Source organism: Kluyvera intermedia, assembly GCF_034424175.1.
In the GTDB taxonomy this organism is placed as follows: domain Bacteria; phylum Pseudomonadota; class Gammaproteobacteria; order Enterobacterales; family Enterobacteriaceae; genus Kluyvera; species Kluyvera intermedia.
The window spans coordinates 3,704,938-3,719,157 of the sequence record NZ_CP139986.1 but is presented as its reverse complement, the minus strand read 5'-3'; the positions used below and the strand labels follow the sequence as shown (position 1 = coordinate 3,719,157).

Annotated in this window: 9 protein-coding genes and 1 pseudogene; 8 read left to right on the top strand and 2 right to left on the bottom strand. The window is 47.2% G+C overall.

Annotated features, from left to right (window positions below; genetic code table 11):
* The first annotated feature begins 118 nt into the window (after positions 1–118).
* Positions 119–1,018, top strand: a pseudogene (gene galU / locus U0026_RS18015) (UTP--glucose-1-phosphate uridylyltransferase GalU).
* 41 nt (positions 1,019–1,059) lie between these two features.
* Here galU and U0026_RS18010 read toward each other — a convergent pair.
* Both U0026_RS18010 and U0026_RS18005 read right to left on the bottom strand, forming a co-directional pair.
* The gene (locus U0026_RS18010; RefSeq protein ID WP_062777224.1) at positions 1,060–1,545 is read right to left on the bottom strand and encodes a hypothetical protein; all 486 of its coding nucleotides are present in this window, start codon (positions 1,543–1,545) and stop codon (positions 1,060–1,062) included.
* 12 nt (positions 1,546–1,557) lie between these two features.
* Entirely contained in the window at positions 1,558–2,355 is a 798-nt protein-coding gene (locus U0026_RS18005; RefSeq protein WP_062777222.1) for a winged helix-turn-helix domain-containing protein, read from the bottom strand.
* A gap of 594 nt (positions 2,356–2,949) precedes the next feature.
* Between U0026_RS18005 and U0026_RS18000 the strand changes: the two genes are divergently transcribed.
* From U0026_RS18000 to U0026_RS17970, 7 genes are read left to right on the top strand one after another with little or no spacing between them, the layout of a single operon-like run.
* Positions 2,950–3,438, top strand: a complete 489-nt coding sequence (locus tag U0026_RS18000) for a hypothetical protein (RefSeq protein WP_062777220.1) — start codon at positions 2,950–2,952, stop codon at positions 3,436–3,438.
* Positions 3,429–4,217: a cellulose biosynthesis protein BcsQ gene (bcsQ, locus tag U0026_RS17995; RefSeq protein WP_062777218.1), complete on the top strand. Its 789-nt coding sequence runs from the start codon at positions 3,429–3,431 to the stop codon at positions 4,215–4,217. Before U0026_RS18000 ends, bcsQ begins: the two co-directional genes overlap by 10 nt.
* Before the next feature lie 13 nt (positions 4,218–4,230).
* Entirely contained in the window at positions 4,231–6,333 is a 2,103-nt protein-coding gene (gene bcsA / locus U0026_RS17990; protein ID WP_062777216.1) for a UDP-forming cellulose synthase catalytic subunit, read from the top strand.
* Positions 6,330–8,732 (top strand): cellulose biosynthesis cyclic di-GMP-binding regulatory protein BcsB, encoded by a 2,403-nt coding sequence (bcsB, locus tag U0026_RS17985; RefSeq protein ID WP_082806326.1) that lies wholly within the window; start codon positions 6,330–6,332, stop codon positions 8,730–8,732. The genes bcsA and bcsB overlap by 4 nt, the downstream gene beginning before the upstream one ends.
* A gap of 21 nt (positions 8,733–8,753) precedes the next feature.
* Positions 8,754–12,710, top strand: a complete 3,957-nt coding sequence (locus U0026_RS17980) for a cellulose biosynthesis protein BcsC (protein WP_062777212.1) — start codon at positions 8,754–8,756, stop codon at positions 12,708–12,710.
* Between the two features lie 8 nt (positions 12,711–12,718).
* Positions 12,719–13,189, top strand: coding sequence for a cellulose biosynthesis protein BcsD (gene bcsD, locus U0026_RS17975; protein ID WP_062777211.1), 471 nt, complete (start codon positions 12,719–12,721; stop codon positions 13,187–13,189).
* Position 13,190: 1 nt separating this feature from the next.
* Positions 13,191–14,201, top strand: coding sequence for a glycosyl hydrolase family 8 (locus U0026_RS17970; RefSeq protein ID WP_241973908.1), 1,011 nt, complete (start codon positions 13,191–13,193; stop codon positions 14,199–14,201).
* The last annotated feature ends 19 nt before the right edge of the window (positions 14,202–14,220 follow it).

The window sequence follows — 14,220 nt, the reverse complement described above, 5'->3', positions numbered from 1 at the left end:
CCCTCATTTTTATGAGCCTCTTACCGCCACCCTTAACATCCAGACAAAAACCTCATGCTATTTTGTCTGGTTCTTATCTCTATGTTTATACAAGATATTATCTCCATTGGTGAATATGATGAATTCGGTAACTAAAGCTATTATTCCAGTTGCAGGTCTTGGTACGCGCATGTTACCTGCGACCAAAGCAATTCCGAAAGAGATGTTAATGCTGGTCGATAAACCGTTGATTCAATATGTGGTTGAGGAATGTATCGCGGCAGGAATTAAGAATATAATTTTGGTCACCCACTCATCCAAAGTGGCTATTGAAAATCACTTTGATAGCCATTATGAACTTGAAGATACCTTGCAGCAAAGATCTAAAATTGAGCTTTTAAAGCAAGTAAGATCCATTTGTCCTTCTGACGTTTCTATTACCGCAATCCGTCAGAATAGTGCCAAAGGTTTGGGAGATGCTATTCTGTGCGCTCAGCCATTCGTTGGCGATTCACCCTTTGCGGTCATTTTACCCGATGTTATTATTGATCAATATCAGAGTGATTTGCGTTGCAGCAACCTGACTTCCATGTTGAAAAATTATCAGGAAACTGAAATAAGCCAGGTTATGGTCTCCCCGGTACCCTGGAGTGATGTGGGTAGCTATGGGATTGCGAACTGTCAGAACTCGGAGCTTCTCCCGGGGGCAAGCCAGGCGATCATGGATGTGGTGTAAAAACCCGATCCAAGTACGGCTATCTCTAATTTAGCTATTGTGGGTCGCTATGTGCTTTCACCAGCCATCTGGCCACTGCTAAAGAATACTCAGCCCGGAGCCGGTGGTGAAGTTCAGTTAACAGACGCCATTGCCGATCTGATGCGTCTTCAACCAGTAGAGGCGTTCGCGATGGAAGGAAAAAGCCATGATTGCGGAAATAAATTGGGGTTTGCGCAAGCTTTTGTCGAGCACGCAATGTCTCATCCGACATTAGGAAAAGAGTTTACCCGCTGGATGAATAGCCTTACTACAAAGCAATAACCAGCACCAGGAGCATATTTCTATGCTCCCATACGTATTTATTACCTCCGTTTATCTACACACATCACGATTGGCGTATAGATATTACCGATGCTCCAGGTATTCTCATTTGCGTGGCGTAACACATAGCTGTTGATAATCCCTGCTCGCCCGGTGATGTTGTATTCAACAAGCTCATTGGGAATATTGTCAGCTTGCATCGGTGAGATAGTCCCTAGTTTGATAGCGTAGATACCATCATCATCTTTGGGTTCATAGGTAAAACCTACCTCTCGAGAGACATTGTAGATTTTGCCCTGATACTCTGCTGCTCCCAGTAACCCAATATATCCTGTTGAATCGGATTTAAAGCGCGTGATAACCGTTCCGCCAAACGTGAAGACTGAACCACTGCGATCGTTACTCATATTCAATGTCGACTCACAAAAAATATCAAGGTTCCCGCGATGGCTATGTGGATAGATGACGTAGAGCCACAGAAGAAATGCCGCATTGACAATGATAACGATAGCTATAATTTTTTTCATTAATTCAACCACTTAGTTTGTGTAATAGCTTCGGCAATTCGAATACGAGTTTTCTTCAAGGCGACTACATATTGCTATAAACATCGTTGCCTTTTCCCGATGTAATGCCAGATCTTCCACCTTAAAGAAGATTTCGCTGAAACCTCGACAGTGGAAATTGGCTTTATCCATGCTTTTGCGCACCAGTTCCATATAGCTTTGTGTGCTTGATTCTGGCGTTTGATAAAACGTGTACACAGGACATGAATCTAACATACCGAGAAGATAGCGCTTTTCAAAGGCTGGGCCCGTCGATTGTGAGGGCATTAAATACCAAAAATTTGCGACCGTTAGTACTGCTAACAACGACAGAACTATACCCTTTTTACGTCTTTCCCAGAATGAGCCCTTGGTTTCTTCAGGGGGAATCTGAGTGTCTAATGGCGCATTCTTTATAGGTGTATTTTTTATATCCGGCGGTATATTTTCACTTATTACGGATATGTCTTTACTAAACATAAAGCCAACGGTTGGAATGGTGATGATCACCGTATCTTCAACGCCGATGTCAGAGAAATTTCTTCTTAATACACTTATATATTGATTAAGGCTGTTGTTCGATGCTCTTAAACCATGTGCATCCCAGACATTATCTAATAATTCGTCGCGCTGTAAAATGCTACCATGGTGGCTAATTAACATAGCAAGTAGGCGATTAGCTGTGGGAGCCAGTGATATTTCACCAGAGTAGATACGGTTGTTGTTATCGATAAGCTTTAGCGTACCATCATCAGGAGTGTAAATTATCGACTCGTTAATCCGATAATGCATAATCTTACCTTTGAATTTAGTTTGATACTAAGTATACGATAGCTAGACAATGGCTATCAAGTAATACCTATCCCGTAACCAAATCAAAGCCTTTATTTAAATTCCCTTTACCTGACAATGGTAATAATTCAACTAAGGCTTTTTTCAAGATGAAGCCATAAGCTTTATCTTAAAACCAGTTTAAAGTGTCACCTTCATTATTACGATGCCAAATTGTAAAGCCTCATAATGATCCCTGTTAATTCATTGATGTAGAACGTTATTTTTTTATTTCTAAGTTGCTGCTTTTCCTGTCTTTTCTGTTCATGATTTCATCAGCCATCAAAGTGTATAATTCTGTAATTATTGAGTCTAGTGGTATAATTATCTATAAATTAACTATAAATCAGATTTAGATTCATATAATCATTGATATCTAAGATATAAATTCTTTTTGTGATATCCGTCAAATATAATTTCTCACAGCAAAAGAGATTTTCTGGCGGCATTGTTAAGTTGAATCAATACAGCAGACATGAATGATTCCGTACTGCGTTGGGCTTTTGATTTCCTTAATACTCGCCATTACGCCCCATCGATATGACAGGATATATCATGCAAGGTTATGACGACATTACAGGTTTCAGGAAGGCAACAGGAGTGTCTAATTATAAAATATTGTCGAAATACAATAGTGACAATATTTTAAAGAAATGGAGTGTTCTTGAGAGAATCCATGGCGCCGCGGTTGCGGGTGCTATTTATCCACAAATGCCTGGTCTGACAGAGTTCCAGGATGTTCCGCCGTGGAATATCAACTCCCCAGAGGAAGCGGTTCAACCACAAGTAGATTTTAATATTACACCACCTCCTCGCATTGAAAATAGACTCACTGCAGTTGAGTCGTCAACGGCACAAGTTTATCCAAAGGATTTGCTAACCAATGACACAAATAATACGACCACTGTGGAGCTGAAGAATAGTAAAAGATTCAGTTCACTCTTTAGCCAGAAAACCCCAGCATCGGATTCTGCGGTCCCCTCGAATCAACAACGAGATGTGCAGCTAAAAATGCTATTTGAGAGGATTACTTCATGCCAGTAATTTGCATTAGTTCCCCTCAGGGCGGAAGTGGCAAAACTACCCTCGCGGCAAATCTTGCCAGCGCCTATGCTTACCGAGGAAATAAGGTTTTATTAATTGATCTGAATGTGCAAAATGCCCTTCGCCACTATTTTAATCTGACTCTTGTTGGGCCGCATGGCTTTGTTCCCTATATAGATAATACCGATGATTGGGGACAGTTTATTTTAAAAGTGGATACTAACCTGTATCTACTCCCCTATGGCGATGTGACATGGAAACAGCACCTTGATTTCCAGATGCTTATCCATGAAAAACCTGATGTCTTCCGGAAAAATATCTCTGACATTACCGCGAAAAGTGGGGTGGTGGTTATCATTGATATGCCAACCAGCCCACAGCTTGCGCTGCATGAAATCCAGAGCCTTATTGATTTGCAAGTTACCACCTTACTGGCTGATGGTATTGCCCCTCTGCTGCTAGAAAAGATAGCCGATCGCACCTTTCCAGGTACGCCACAGGATAATCACAACCAGCATTGCTATGTCATTAACAAGATCGACCCGCGCTATGAAATGAGCCATGACATTGAGGTTTATCTCAAAGAGCGCATGGGCGATCTCGTCTTAGGTGAAATCCATGATGACAGCTCGGTTCCTGCGGCGCTGGCGAGTCAAAAAACGCTGCGGACTTATCGTCCAGCGAGCTCGGCATTGTTCGATATCGATAGCATTGAAGAAAAGATTTCAACTCGCCTGAATATTCTCGTCGGTAACAATGACCCTTCGCTAACTCTTTGACGGCTATCTGATTATGAAAAATCTTTTTTATGCATTTTTATTGATCGTGATTGCCGTTCCCGCGTCGGCATTAATCATCCTGACCCCTATGACCGCGCACAAACAATTTTTGTTTGGTTTGCTAATGATTGGGGTGCTTTTGATTGCAGGTCGCAGCCAAAATAAGAAGGTTTCAACGACTCTGGTCGCCTTATCACTTCTGATGGCAACCCGCTATATCTACTGGCGTGCGACCTCGACGCTGACTTTCAATTCATGGATCGAATGGGCGCTGGGCTGGGGATTATTCTTTGCTGAGATTTATGCATGGGTAATTATGCTGCTTGGATATATGCAAACCATTTGGCCACTGGAGCGCGAAATAGAACCTCTGCCTGACGACACTTCATTGTGGCCAACGGTAGACGTCTATATTCCAACGTATAACGAAAGCCTCGATATTGTCCGTGATACCGTTCTGGCGGCTCAGTGTATTGATTATCCTGGCGATAAAATCAAAGTTTATATTCTGGATGACGGAAAGCGCAGCGAGTTCGCCGTATTTGCCGCCGAAGCCAATGTGGGTTACATCACCCGTGATGATAACGCTCATGCGAAAGCCGGTAATCTCAATAAAGCGATGAAGAAAACGCACGGCGAACTGATCTGCATTTTCGACTGCGATCATGTGGCAACACGCGGCTTCCTTCAGGCAACCGTCGGGAGCTTCCTGCGTGATGAGAAACTTGCGCTGATCCAGACTCCCCACTATTTCTACTCGAAAGACCCGTTTGAACGTAACCTCCCGGCGGCTAGCAAGGCTCCAAATGAAGGGATGCTCTTTTACGGGCCGGTGCAAAAAGGGAACGACAACTGGAATGCGACGTTCTTCTGCGGATCCTGTGCGGTTATTCGCCGCTGTGCACTTGAGGAAATTGGTGGCTTCGCCGTTGAGACCGTGACGGAAGATGCGCATACCGCGTTAAAAATGCAGCGACTCGGTTGGAACTCTGCGTTTCTGGGCCTGCGTCTTTCCGCTGGGCTGGCAACGGAGCGTCTGACGCTGCACGTGATACAGCGCACTCGCTGGGCACGCGGCATGACACAAATCCTGTTGCTGGATAACCCACTCTTTGGTCGAGGTCTGAAGTGGCAGCAACGCCTTTGCTACCTCAATGCGATTTTGCACTTCCAGTATGGTCTGCCACGTATCGCCTTCCTGACGGCACCGCTGGCATACCTGCTCTGCAATCTCAATATTATTGCCTCTTCCGCGAGCATGATTTTTGCCTATTCCTTACCTCATCTGGTGATGGCAACGGTGCTAAATTCTCGTCTCAACGGGCGCTATCGCTTTTCGTTCTGGGGCGAAGTGTATGAAACCGTGATGTGTTTCCATCTGGTTATCCCAACGATTGTGACGTTCCTTTCGCCACGCAAAGGGAAATTCAACGTGACGGATAAAGGCGATACGCTCGAGAAAGAGTATTTTGACAGCCACATCGTTATGCCCCACATGATTACCGCCGCGCTGGTTGCTGCTGGTGTTGTTGCGGGCCTTGTCCGTTTCGCGACTCAGCTACATCAGGGGATTGAGCCCTGGGTATTGTTACTCAACGTCGGTTGGGCAACCTATAGCCTTATTATTCTCCTGGCCTCTATTGCCGTAGCTAACGAATCCAAACAGATCCGTAAAAGCATTCGTATTGATATCGCGATTCCGGCCATCGTGCATTATTCCAACGGCGCAAGCTTACGCACTTTATCCCGCGATCTCTCGATGGGCGGGATGCAGGTTGTTAACCCAGAGCCCGGGTTTAACGGTGAAGGTGTAGAAGCGATTGAACTGCTGCTAAATTCGGCAGCGGTCTGTATTCCCGCGAAGCAAGTGTTTGCAAACGATGAAAGTCTACGCCTGCAATTTGGCGATATGGCATTGCATAAGCGTCGCGAATTGGTTCGCGTCGTCCTTGCGAGGGCGGATGCATGGCTGGAATCACCGCAGGAAAACGACAGCCTGCTGCGTTCAATCGGCGGTGTTATCAGCAGTGCTGGCCGACTGTGGGGTATTTTCTGGCGTGGGCGCCGCAATAAAGCATTGGCACGTAAGGCACACAAAGCGGGGGCGACCGTATGATGACTCGTCTATCTCAACGTCTGTGCAGTGTCATCATTGTTCTGGCTGCCAGTCTATTCGCCGGCAGTCCCCTGGCGTTTGATCTTCCCGATAGCCTGTTACTCCCAAGACCCGGAGAACAAAAGTCGGTGAGTAAACCGGCGGACACGGAGAAAACTGTTCCTGCTCCAGAGGATCCGATCCCGGCGGATACGCTGGAAAAAAATGAAGATCAAGCAAAAGCCGAGACGCAAACCGTCGTGAACGGTAGCCTGACGCTAAAGGATGCCGGAATTACTGACGGTTTAACCATTGATGGTCATCAGCCACAAAGCGGGTTTACGTTTACCTTGCCAAATGATCGCGTCATCGTAAACGCAGAGCTGCTGCTCACGATCCACGCTTCATCAGCGCTTGTCGAAGGGCAACATTACCTGAACGTGATGCTCAATGGTCAACCGCTGGCCCAGCTACCTTTGAACCAGGTTGATGAAGACAATGCGACGTTTAGCCTGGATATTCCTGCGCCAATGCTGGTCTCTATCAATAACATCAGCGTCACGCTGGAAAACGGCAAGACGTTGCAGTGCGAAAAAGACAGTGAAAAGCGCTATCAATTGACGATCCAGCCGGATAGCCGAATCGATTATCAGGGGATACGACTCAATACCGTACCCGATCTTTCTCGCTTCCCGTGGCCGTTTATCGATCCTCTTGAAATGGGGCGTCAGCAGGTTGCGATGGTGTTTAGCCGTAAACCAACCGCTGATGTACTGGATGCTGCATCAATCATCAGTACTTTTTTGGGATACCACGCTGATTATAAAGGGATAAATCTCCCTGTTAGCCTGGGTGAACTACCCCAAAGTAACGCCATTATTATTGCGCATCCAGGAGATACTATTGGCAGCCTTAAGATTGTTGATGAGAAAAGGGCGTCGCTGCAGATTATCGATAACCCGCAATATCCTATTTATAAATTGTTGATCGTCAGCGGTAAAAATGGCGATGCACTAAAAAATGCGGCCTATGTGCTGACGCATAATTCACTGCCAGAGGCCGCGAACCTGGTCGGGGTAGCCTCGCAACATATCCCGAAACGCCAGGCCTATGACGCCGATCGTTGGGTGGATACGCATCATCCCGTTCCATTCAGTAAACTCATCGCGCAAAACAGCCGCCTGAACGTTGAAGGTTTGAGCCACGAGGCTATTCGTATTGCCTTTCGCACCGCCCCCGATCTCTTTATGTGGGACGGCGACGCCGTGCCAGTCAAGCTCAACTATCACTTCCCGACCCACCGATGGATAGATGAAGATAAGTCGGCGTTAGGGATTTCGCTGAATGGTCGATTTCTGCGAAATGTTTCGGTCAACAGTACCGGCCTGCTCGAAAAGTTATGGCATAAAGTGGGGGGCGACACACGTCAGGAGCAGCAAACGCTGCGTATTCAGCCATGGCAGATTTATGGTGATAACCAGTTTGAATTCTATTTTGCCGTTAAAGCCAATGAAGAGGCACCTTGTCAGGTCTTTAATGACAACAGCATAAAAAGCAGCATTGACCCAACATCAACCCTCGATCTTAGCCATACCTGGCATTTTAGCGAGTTGCCGAATCTTTCTTATTTTGTTGGCGCCGGATTTCCATATTCTCGTCTGGCTGATTTGTCACAAACCGTAGTGCTGATGGCTGAGCATCCAGGGGCTACAGAAATTAATACCTTGCTGAGTTTAATGGCTCGACAAGGGAATGCGACTGGGGTTACCGCGCATGGTGTTCACATTATTCTGGGCGAAAGTATTCTCAAGCAGGAATCTGATTCATTGGAACATAATGATGTTTTAGTCGTCGCCAGTCTGACGCAGCATACCTTTATGTCAGCATTATTCGCCAAAAGTCCTTATGACTATAACGACGGGATGATTGATATCCGTCCAATGAATTATCTGCAGAAAGTGAAAATATATTTACAAGGTAATTGGCTCCAGCAAAACACAGAAGTATCGCGCTACTTAAATTCGGCTACCGACTGGCGAGGTTTTGTCAGTTTTAAATCGCCATGGGCCCCGAAACGCAGTGTGATTCTGGCAACCGCTACCCAGGATGAACAGCTTGCGCTGTTGGCTGATGATTTACGTAATCCGAAAATTAACGCGGCGATTAAAGGCGATATCGCCGTGATAGGTAAAAGCGACGGCGTACACAGCTGGCATATCGGAACCCACTACGTTTCCGGTCAGATGCCGTGGTATCTGCAAATCTTCTGGTACGCCAGCCAACACTTCCTGGTACTCGGACTACTGTGCTCCGGCCTTGCTGTACTTCTTGGTCTGGCATTGTATTTCTACCTGCATAACCAGTCCCGAATGCGCCTCAAAAATTATATTGGGCAGCAACAGAATAACGACGGTAAATAATCCCATATTGATGGATATGAAATGAAAATTCGTAAACTAAATAAAATTATTCATGGGATTGGCTTAAGTAGCATCTGTCTGTTCCCATTATCTTTCCCCGTACATGCTGCTGGAGATAATAGCAGCGTACTCGAACAACTTTTTACACAGGCGCAGTACTGGCATGAGCGCGAACATCCAGATGATGCTCAGCTTGCCTTAAAGAAAATACTGAGCGTTGAGCCGGGCAACACCGATGCGCTGTATTTAATGGCGCTCTATACGCAACAGCAGGGTAAAAAAGCAGAAGCGGCAGCCTGGAAAGCGAAATTACGTCAGGCCGATCCCGATGGCGCAAAAATAGCTCAACTGGAAGGTGAAGTCTCAGCCAGCGCCGTATTGCCTGGTCGTCTAGCCGAAGCGCGTCGACTTTCAAGCCATGACAATAACGCTGCTGCGGTCACTATCTATGAAGAGTTGTTTAAACAGGGGCAGCCGAAATCTTCGCTTAGCAGTGAGTATTATCAGACTCTGGCGTCAATACCTGAGCGCCGTCCTGAAGCGATTGACGCTTTAAGCCAGCTTCATCAGCAGCATCCTCATGATGTTGCGACTACCCTGGCGCTGGGGAAAATCCTCACTTATCAGGAAGAGAGCCGACGCGATGGGATTACGCTATTGGAAACGCTATCGCATTCAAATCCTGAGGCGAAAAAAAATCTGCGCCAGGCGCTGCTGTGGCTGCATCCCAATGCCGGCGATCGTCCCCTTTTTGAAAACTGGCTACAACAGCAGCCTGACGATCGTGAAATCGGAGAACATTATTCCCAAAACGTCACCGGTAGCATTATTTCGAACGGTTATAAAACCGTTGAAAATGGGCAACTGGACCAGGCAACCACATCATTTGAGAAAGTACTGGAAGCCGATCCTGGGAACAGCAATGCTCTTGGCGGGCTGGGGATTATTGCTATGCGCAAAGGCAATTTCACCGCTGCCAGCGACTATCTAAAGCGTGCCGCTGCTCAAAATGGGCCGGATAAAGAGAAATGGATGACGCTTTATGGACAAGCGAATTTCTACGGCATTTTAAGCCAGGCAAAAGCGCAGGCGAATAATAAAGATTGGGATTCTGCATTAGCGACCAGCGAACCATTGCTCAATAGCAGCGGTGATGAACGACATGCCGTTGACCTTTTCCGTGCCGATATTCTGCGCCGCCGTGGCGATCTGCCTGCTGCGGAACAGGCATATCGTACGCTGGCGGAACAGGCACCTTCAGCCGATGTTATGCAATCCTTATATTATGTTTTAAAAGCTGAACATAAAACGGATGATGCGGCGAATTTGCTGAAATCGATGCCGCCTGCATTTCGTCAGAAGGTGATGGCGGGGCAACCTGCCAGCATTGACCCTATTCGTCGACAAGCGGCCGAGGCATTAAGTCAGGGGGAAACCCAACAGGCTGAACAACTGCTACGCAGCGCGTTGCAAAAAGAGCCATCAAACCCCTGGCTACGTCTGGACTTAGCCCGCGTATTACAAAAGCAGGGTGATAGTTCACAGGCATTGTCCATAATCTCATCGTTAGCAGACAGCCCCCGTAAAGACTCCCTGACCGCTGCCGCAATTTTTCTTAGCGAAAATAAAAAGTGGGAAGATACCGCGACTGTCTTGAGCCGGATCCCGCGTAGTCAGTGGACTAAAGAGATGAGCGAGCTTAATCGTCGCGCCACGTTTAACCAGGGAATTACGCGCGCCGACTCGCTTCTTGCGGGAGGTGATAGAGCCAGTGCTGCTGAGCAATTATTAGCCCTGAGCCGGATAGAAACGCTTTCCGCTGCCGATGCCGGACATCTGGCGGAGAGTTTATATAAAGCGGGACAAACGGAGCGAGCACTCGGCGTTATACACCATAATCTGGCTTCCGGTCTTAAAGGTAGCGTTGGTGACTATGCGCAACAAATCAACGTATTAAATTCCGCAGGCCTCGCGAGCGAAGCCAATCAGATCCTGAGTAACCCGGCATTGTTGGCGCGGAGTTCCCAGCAAGATATTACGCATATAAAAATGGGTGAGGTGATCAACAAAGCGGATCGTCTGCGCGAACAAGGTCAGTACGCTGATGCCTATGATATGTTGATTGTTCAGCTGCATCAGGATCCGCATAACAAAGATCTGATGCTGGCGATGGCGCGTGTTTATCAGTCGGGCAATATGAGCGACAACGCCGGGAGCATCTATCAATATGTGCTTTCGCAGGACCCGCAAAATCAGGATGCCCGAACTGGCGCAATCGATCTGGCGCTCAAGGCGAAAGACAACCAGCGTGCCATGACATTAATGCAAGGGCTGAAGGATAAAAACTCGCCAGAGAATTTATTCCTTGCCGCGCGTGTGGCCCGCAGCAATGGCGAATCAAAACGCGCGCTGGGGTTATTGCGTCAGGCGAAACAACAACTGCTAGGCATCGCCAGTGCGGGCAACAATGCCACAATTGATGGACTTCCTATCTCGGATAACCCGTTCGTCAATAAAACCCCTATTGATACCCGCTTGCCATGGCAGGTTGGCGGGGAAAGCGCGTCGGGAAGTTCGTCGCCGGTTTCATCATCACAGAACCCTCAGTTACTGACCCGGGTCACGAAGATGCTCAATGAAACGCGTGAAAAGCTCTCTTCATGGGTTGAAACAAACTTAAGTCTCAGGGATCGAAATGGTGATGATGGATTAGGGGCGCTTAGCGAAACGAAAGCATCGTTAGCCTTCTCCACCGTCCCCTTTGATGAGTCACGCCTGAAATTTGCCGTCACCCCGGTGCTGCTGAATGCCGGTAGCACTTCCGGCAAGGCCAGCAATCGTTTTGGTACCGGTGCGTTGCAACAGGCTAATGCCGCATGGCGAGCGACGCAGTCATCGCAAGCGTTGGCAGACAATTCGAAAGCGGCGGCCAGTGCGGCACGTAAGGCGCTGGAAGATAAATCTAACGCCCGAATTAAAGCGTGCCAAAGTCCAACGTCTGCCGCTTGTGAAGTGGCCACCCACGAAGAAACGGATGCCCAGGATGCTTATAACCTGGCGCAGGAAAAAATCATGCAGCCGCAGAGTTATGGCCCTGATGATTTCCCGGCAAACTCAAGCGGTGAGCAGCGTAAAACGGGGACTGAACTCTCTGTTGCACTGAGCGGCGATTCGTATCAGGCCGATCTTGGAACCACGCCTCTTGGCGGCGAGGGCGCGAAAAATCTGGTCGGCGGGCTACGCTGGTCGCCGATCGTTGCGACGAATACTCAACTGACATTTAATCTGGAACGACGAGCCGTTACCGACAGTCTTCTCTCTTATGTGGGGACTAAAGACAAATACAGCGGTAAGACCTGGGGCGCCGTTGTCAAAAGTGGTGGCGGCCTGAGTTTAAGTTATGACGACGGTGATGCTGGCGCTTACGGTGGTGCATCTTACTATAAATATCAGGGTGAGAACGTAGCGGATAACAGCGCGGTGATGGGTAATGCGGGCTTCTATTATCGTCCACTGCATACCGATGAGAAGGAAATTAAAGTCGGTATTAATGCTGACTATATGAACTATGCCGAAAACCTCAGCAACTTTAGCTTTGGTCAGGGCGGCTATTTCAGTCCGCAAAACTACATCAGTTTATCTGTGCCTGTTGAATATAGCCGGAACGCGGGTGACTGGAGCTACAAGCTATCCGGTGCCGTGGGGTATCAGGCCTACTCTCAGAAACAGAGTGACTATTTCCCGACTGAATCGGAATGGCAAAACAATCTGGATTGGCTGGTCGACGCTGGATTTGGTGAAGAATCTCACTATGCTGCAAAAACATCACGCGGTGTGAGCTACAACGTCAAGCTACAAGGCAATTATAAACTGTCGCCGCAAATGTCGGTTGGTGGAGCCCTGGGCTATGACACCGTAGGAGAATATTCAGAAGCGAATGCACAGCTTTATTTGAAATATTCATTTGATGATAAATGAGGCGCACCATGACGATATCTGACACCACTGACGAATATTATCGTCAGCAGCAATATGTACCTGGCTGGCAAGACCTGAGTACCTTACTTTGCAGCAGTATTCTTTCTGCGGCAGATAGAAATGAAGGGCGTATTTTCCTGCAACACGTAGGCAACCAGTTAGCCCTGAAATTTCCGCTGCGGCAAGTTGAAACCTTGGGGCTTTTGGAAGACGAGGTTAACCATTTGCTCGCCCGATTTAACTGGGGACGCGTCCATATTATTGTGGATGAACAAGGATTAACGATAAATCATATTGCGTGGCCCCATGCTGGACAAATGGATGAATTACCGACATGGACATTGGGTTTTGCCTCCCTCATGGAAGGGTGTTGGAAAGAATGGCTGCGCACTCAAGGTGGAAGTGAGCAAATAGCGTTTACGCTGGTAGAAGGCAAGCCGAGCTTGCTCGTTTTTCGATATGAAGTTGAGAGAGGATAACGTGAGCATTAAGCCGCTGTTGTATTTTATAACTATATGTTTTTTATCGATGTTCAGTGCAACAAGTTTCGCCTCTCAAAATAGCGAAAACTGGCAACTCTACAAGCAACATTTCATTGCTCAGGGGCGCGTAGTTGATAATGGAAACCAGCAAATCAGCCACTCTGAAGGTCAGGGGTATGGGATGCTGCTGGCTGAAATTAACAACGATCGTTCAACCTTTGAGCAGCTCTGGCGCTGGACGCAAAAAAATCTTTATCGTGAAGATATTGGGCTTTTTGCATGGCGATTTAACCCAGAACAACACCAATCAAGCGACCGTAATAACGCTACCGATGGCGATATACTCATCGGCTGGGCATTATTACGCGCCGGAAAACGCTGGAACGATCAGGACTATATTGCAGCATCTGAGAAAATCCAAAGTGCATTATTATCAAAAGCGGTCGTGACAAGGGCTGATAAAACCGTCATGTTGCCGGGAACATTCGGATTCCAGCACAAAGACTTTATTAACCTCAACCCTTCATATTTCATCTTCCCAGCATGGCAGGATTTCTATACCCATTCCCATCGCGCAAAATGGAAAAAACTCATTGATGATGGCCTATCACTGCTTGATACAATGCGTTTCGGTCCTCATAAATTGCCGACTGACTGGGTCATGTTGAATAAAGAGGGAAGTGTGGCTCCGGCAACCGACTGGCCTGCCCGCTTTAGTTTTGATGCCATTCGAATTCCACTGTATCTCAACTGGTATAAGAAAAATCTGCCACAAAATAGAATTTTCAAGGCCTATTGGCAAACAATGCCATCGCTGAATACTCCGGCCTGGATAGATGTCACCAGTAATGAAGTTGCAGAATATCCTCTGCCGCCAGGAATGATGGCGGTCAGAAATATTTCAGTAGGTAATCAATATAATGAAGGTGGTTTCCTGACTGCTCAGGAGGATTACTATTCATCAAGTCTGAAGTTACTAACGTATATTGCTGAACAGGAAGGAAAATAAACTCGCCTGACAGGATGAA

Excerpts from the sequence above, each read along its gene's own strand:
- U0026_RS17980 (WP_062777212.1), top strand. The coding sequence starts at position 8,754 with ATGAAAATTCGTAAACTAAATAAAATTATTCATGGGATTGGCTTAAGT.
- bcsA (WP_062777216.1), top strand. The coding sequence starts at position 4,231 with ATGAAAAATCTTTTTTATGCATTTTTATTGATCGTGATTGCCGTTCCC.
- U0026_RS18010 (WP_062777224.1), bottom strand. The coding sequence starts at position 1,545 with ATGAAAAAAATTATAGCTATCGTTATCATTGTCAATGCGGCATTTCTT.
- bcsB (WP_082806326.1), top strand. The coding sequence starts at position 6,330 with ATGATGACTCGTCTATCTCAACGTCTGTGCAGTGTCATCATTGTTCTG.
- U0026_RS18005 (WP_062777222.1), bottom strand. The coding sequence starts at position 2,355 with ATGCATTATCGGATTAACGAGTCGATAATTTACACTCCTGATGATGGT.
- bcsD (WP_062777211.1), top strand. The coding sequence starts at position 12,719 with ATGACGATATCTGACACCACTGACGAATATTATCGTCAGCAGCAATAT.
- U0026_RS18000 (WP_062777220.1), top strand. The coding sequence starts at position 2,950 with ATGCAAGGTTATGACGACATTACAGGTTTCAGGAAGGCAACAGGAGTG.
- bcsQ (WP_062777218.1), top strand. The coding sequence starts at position 3,429 with ATGCCAGTAATTTGCATTAGTTCCCCTCAGGGCGGAAGTGGCAAAACT.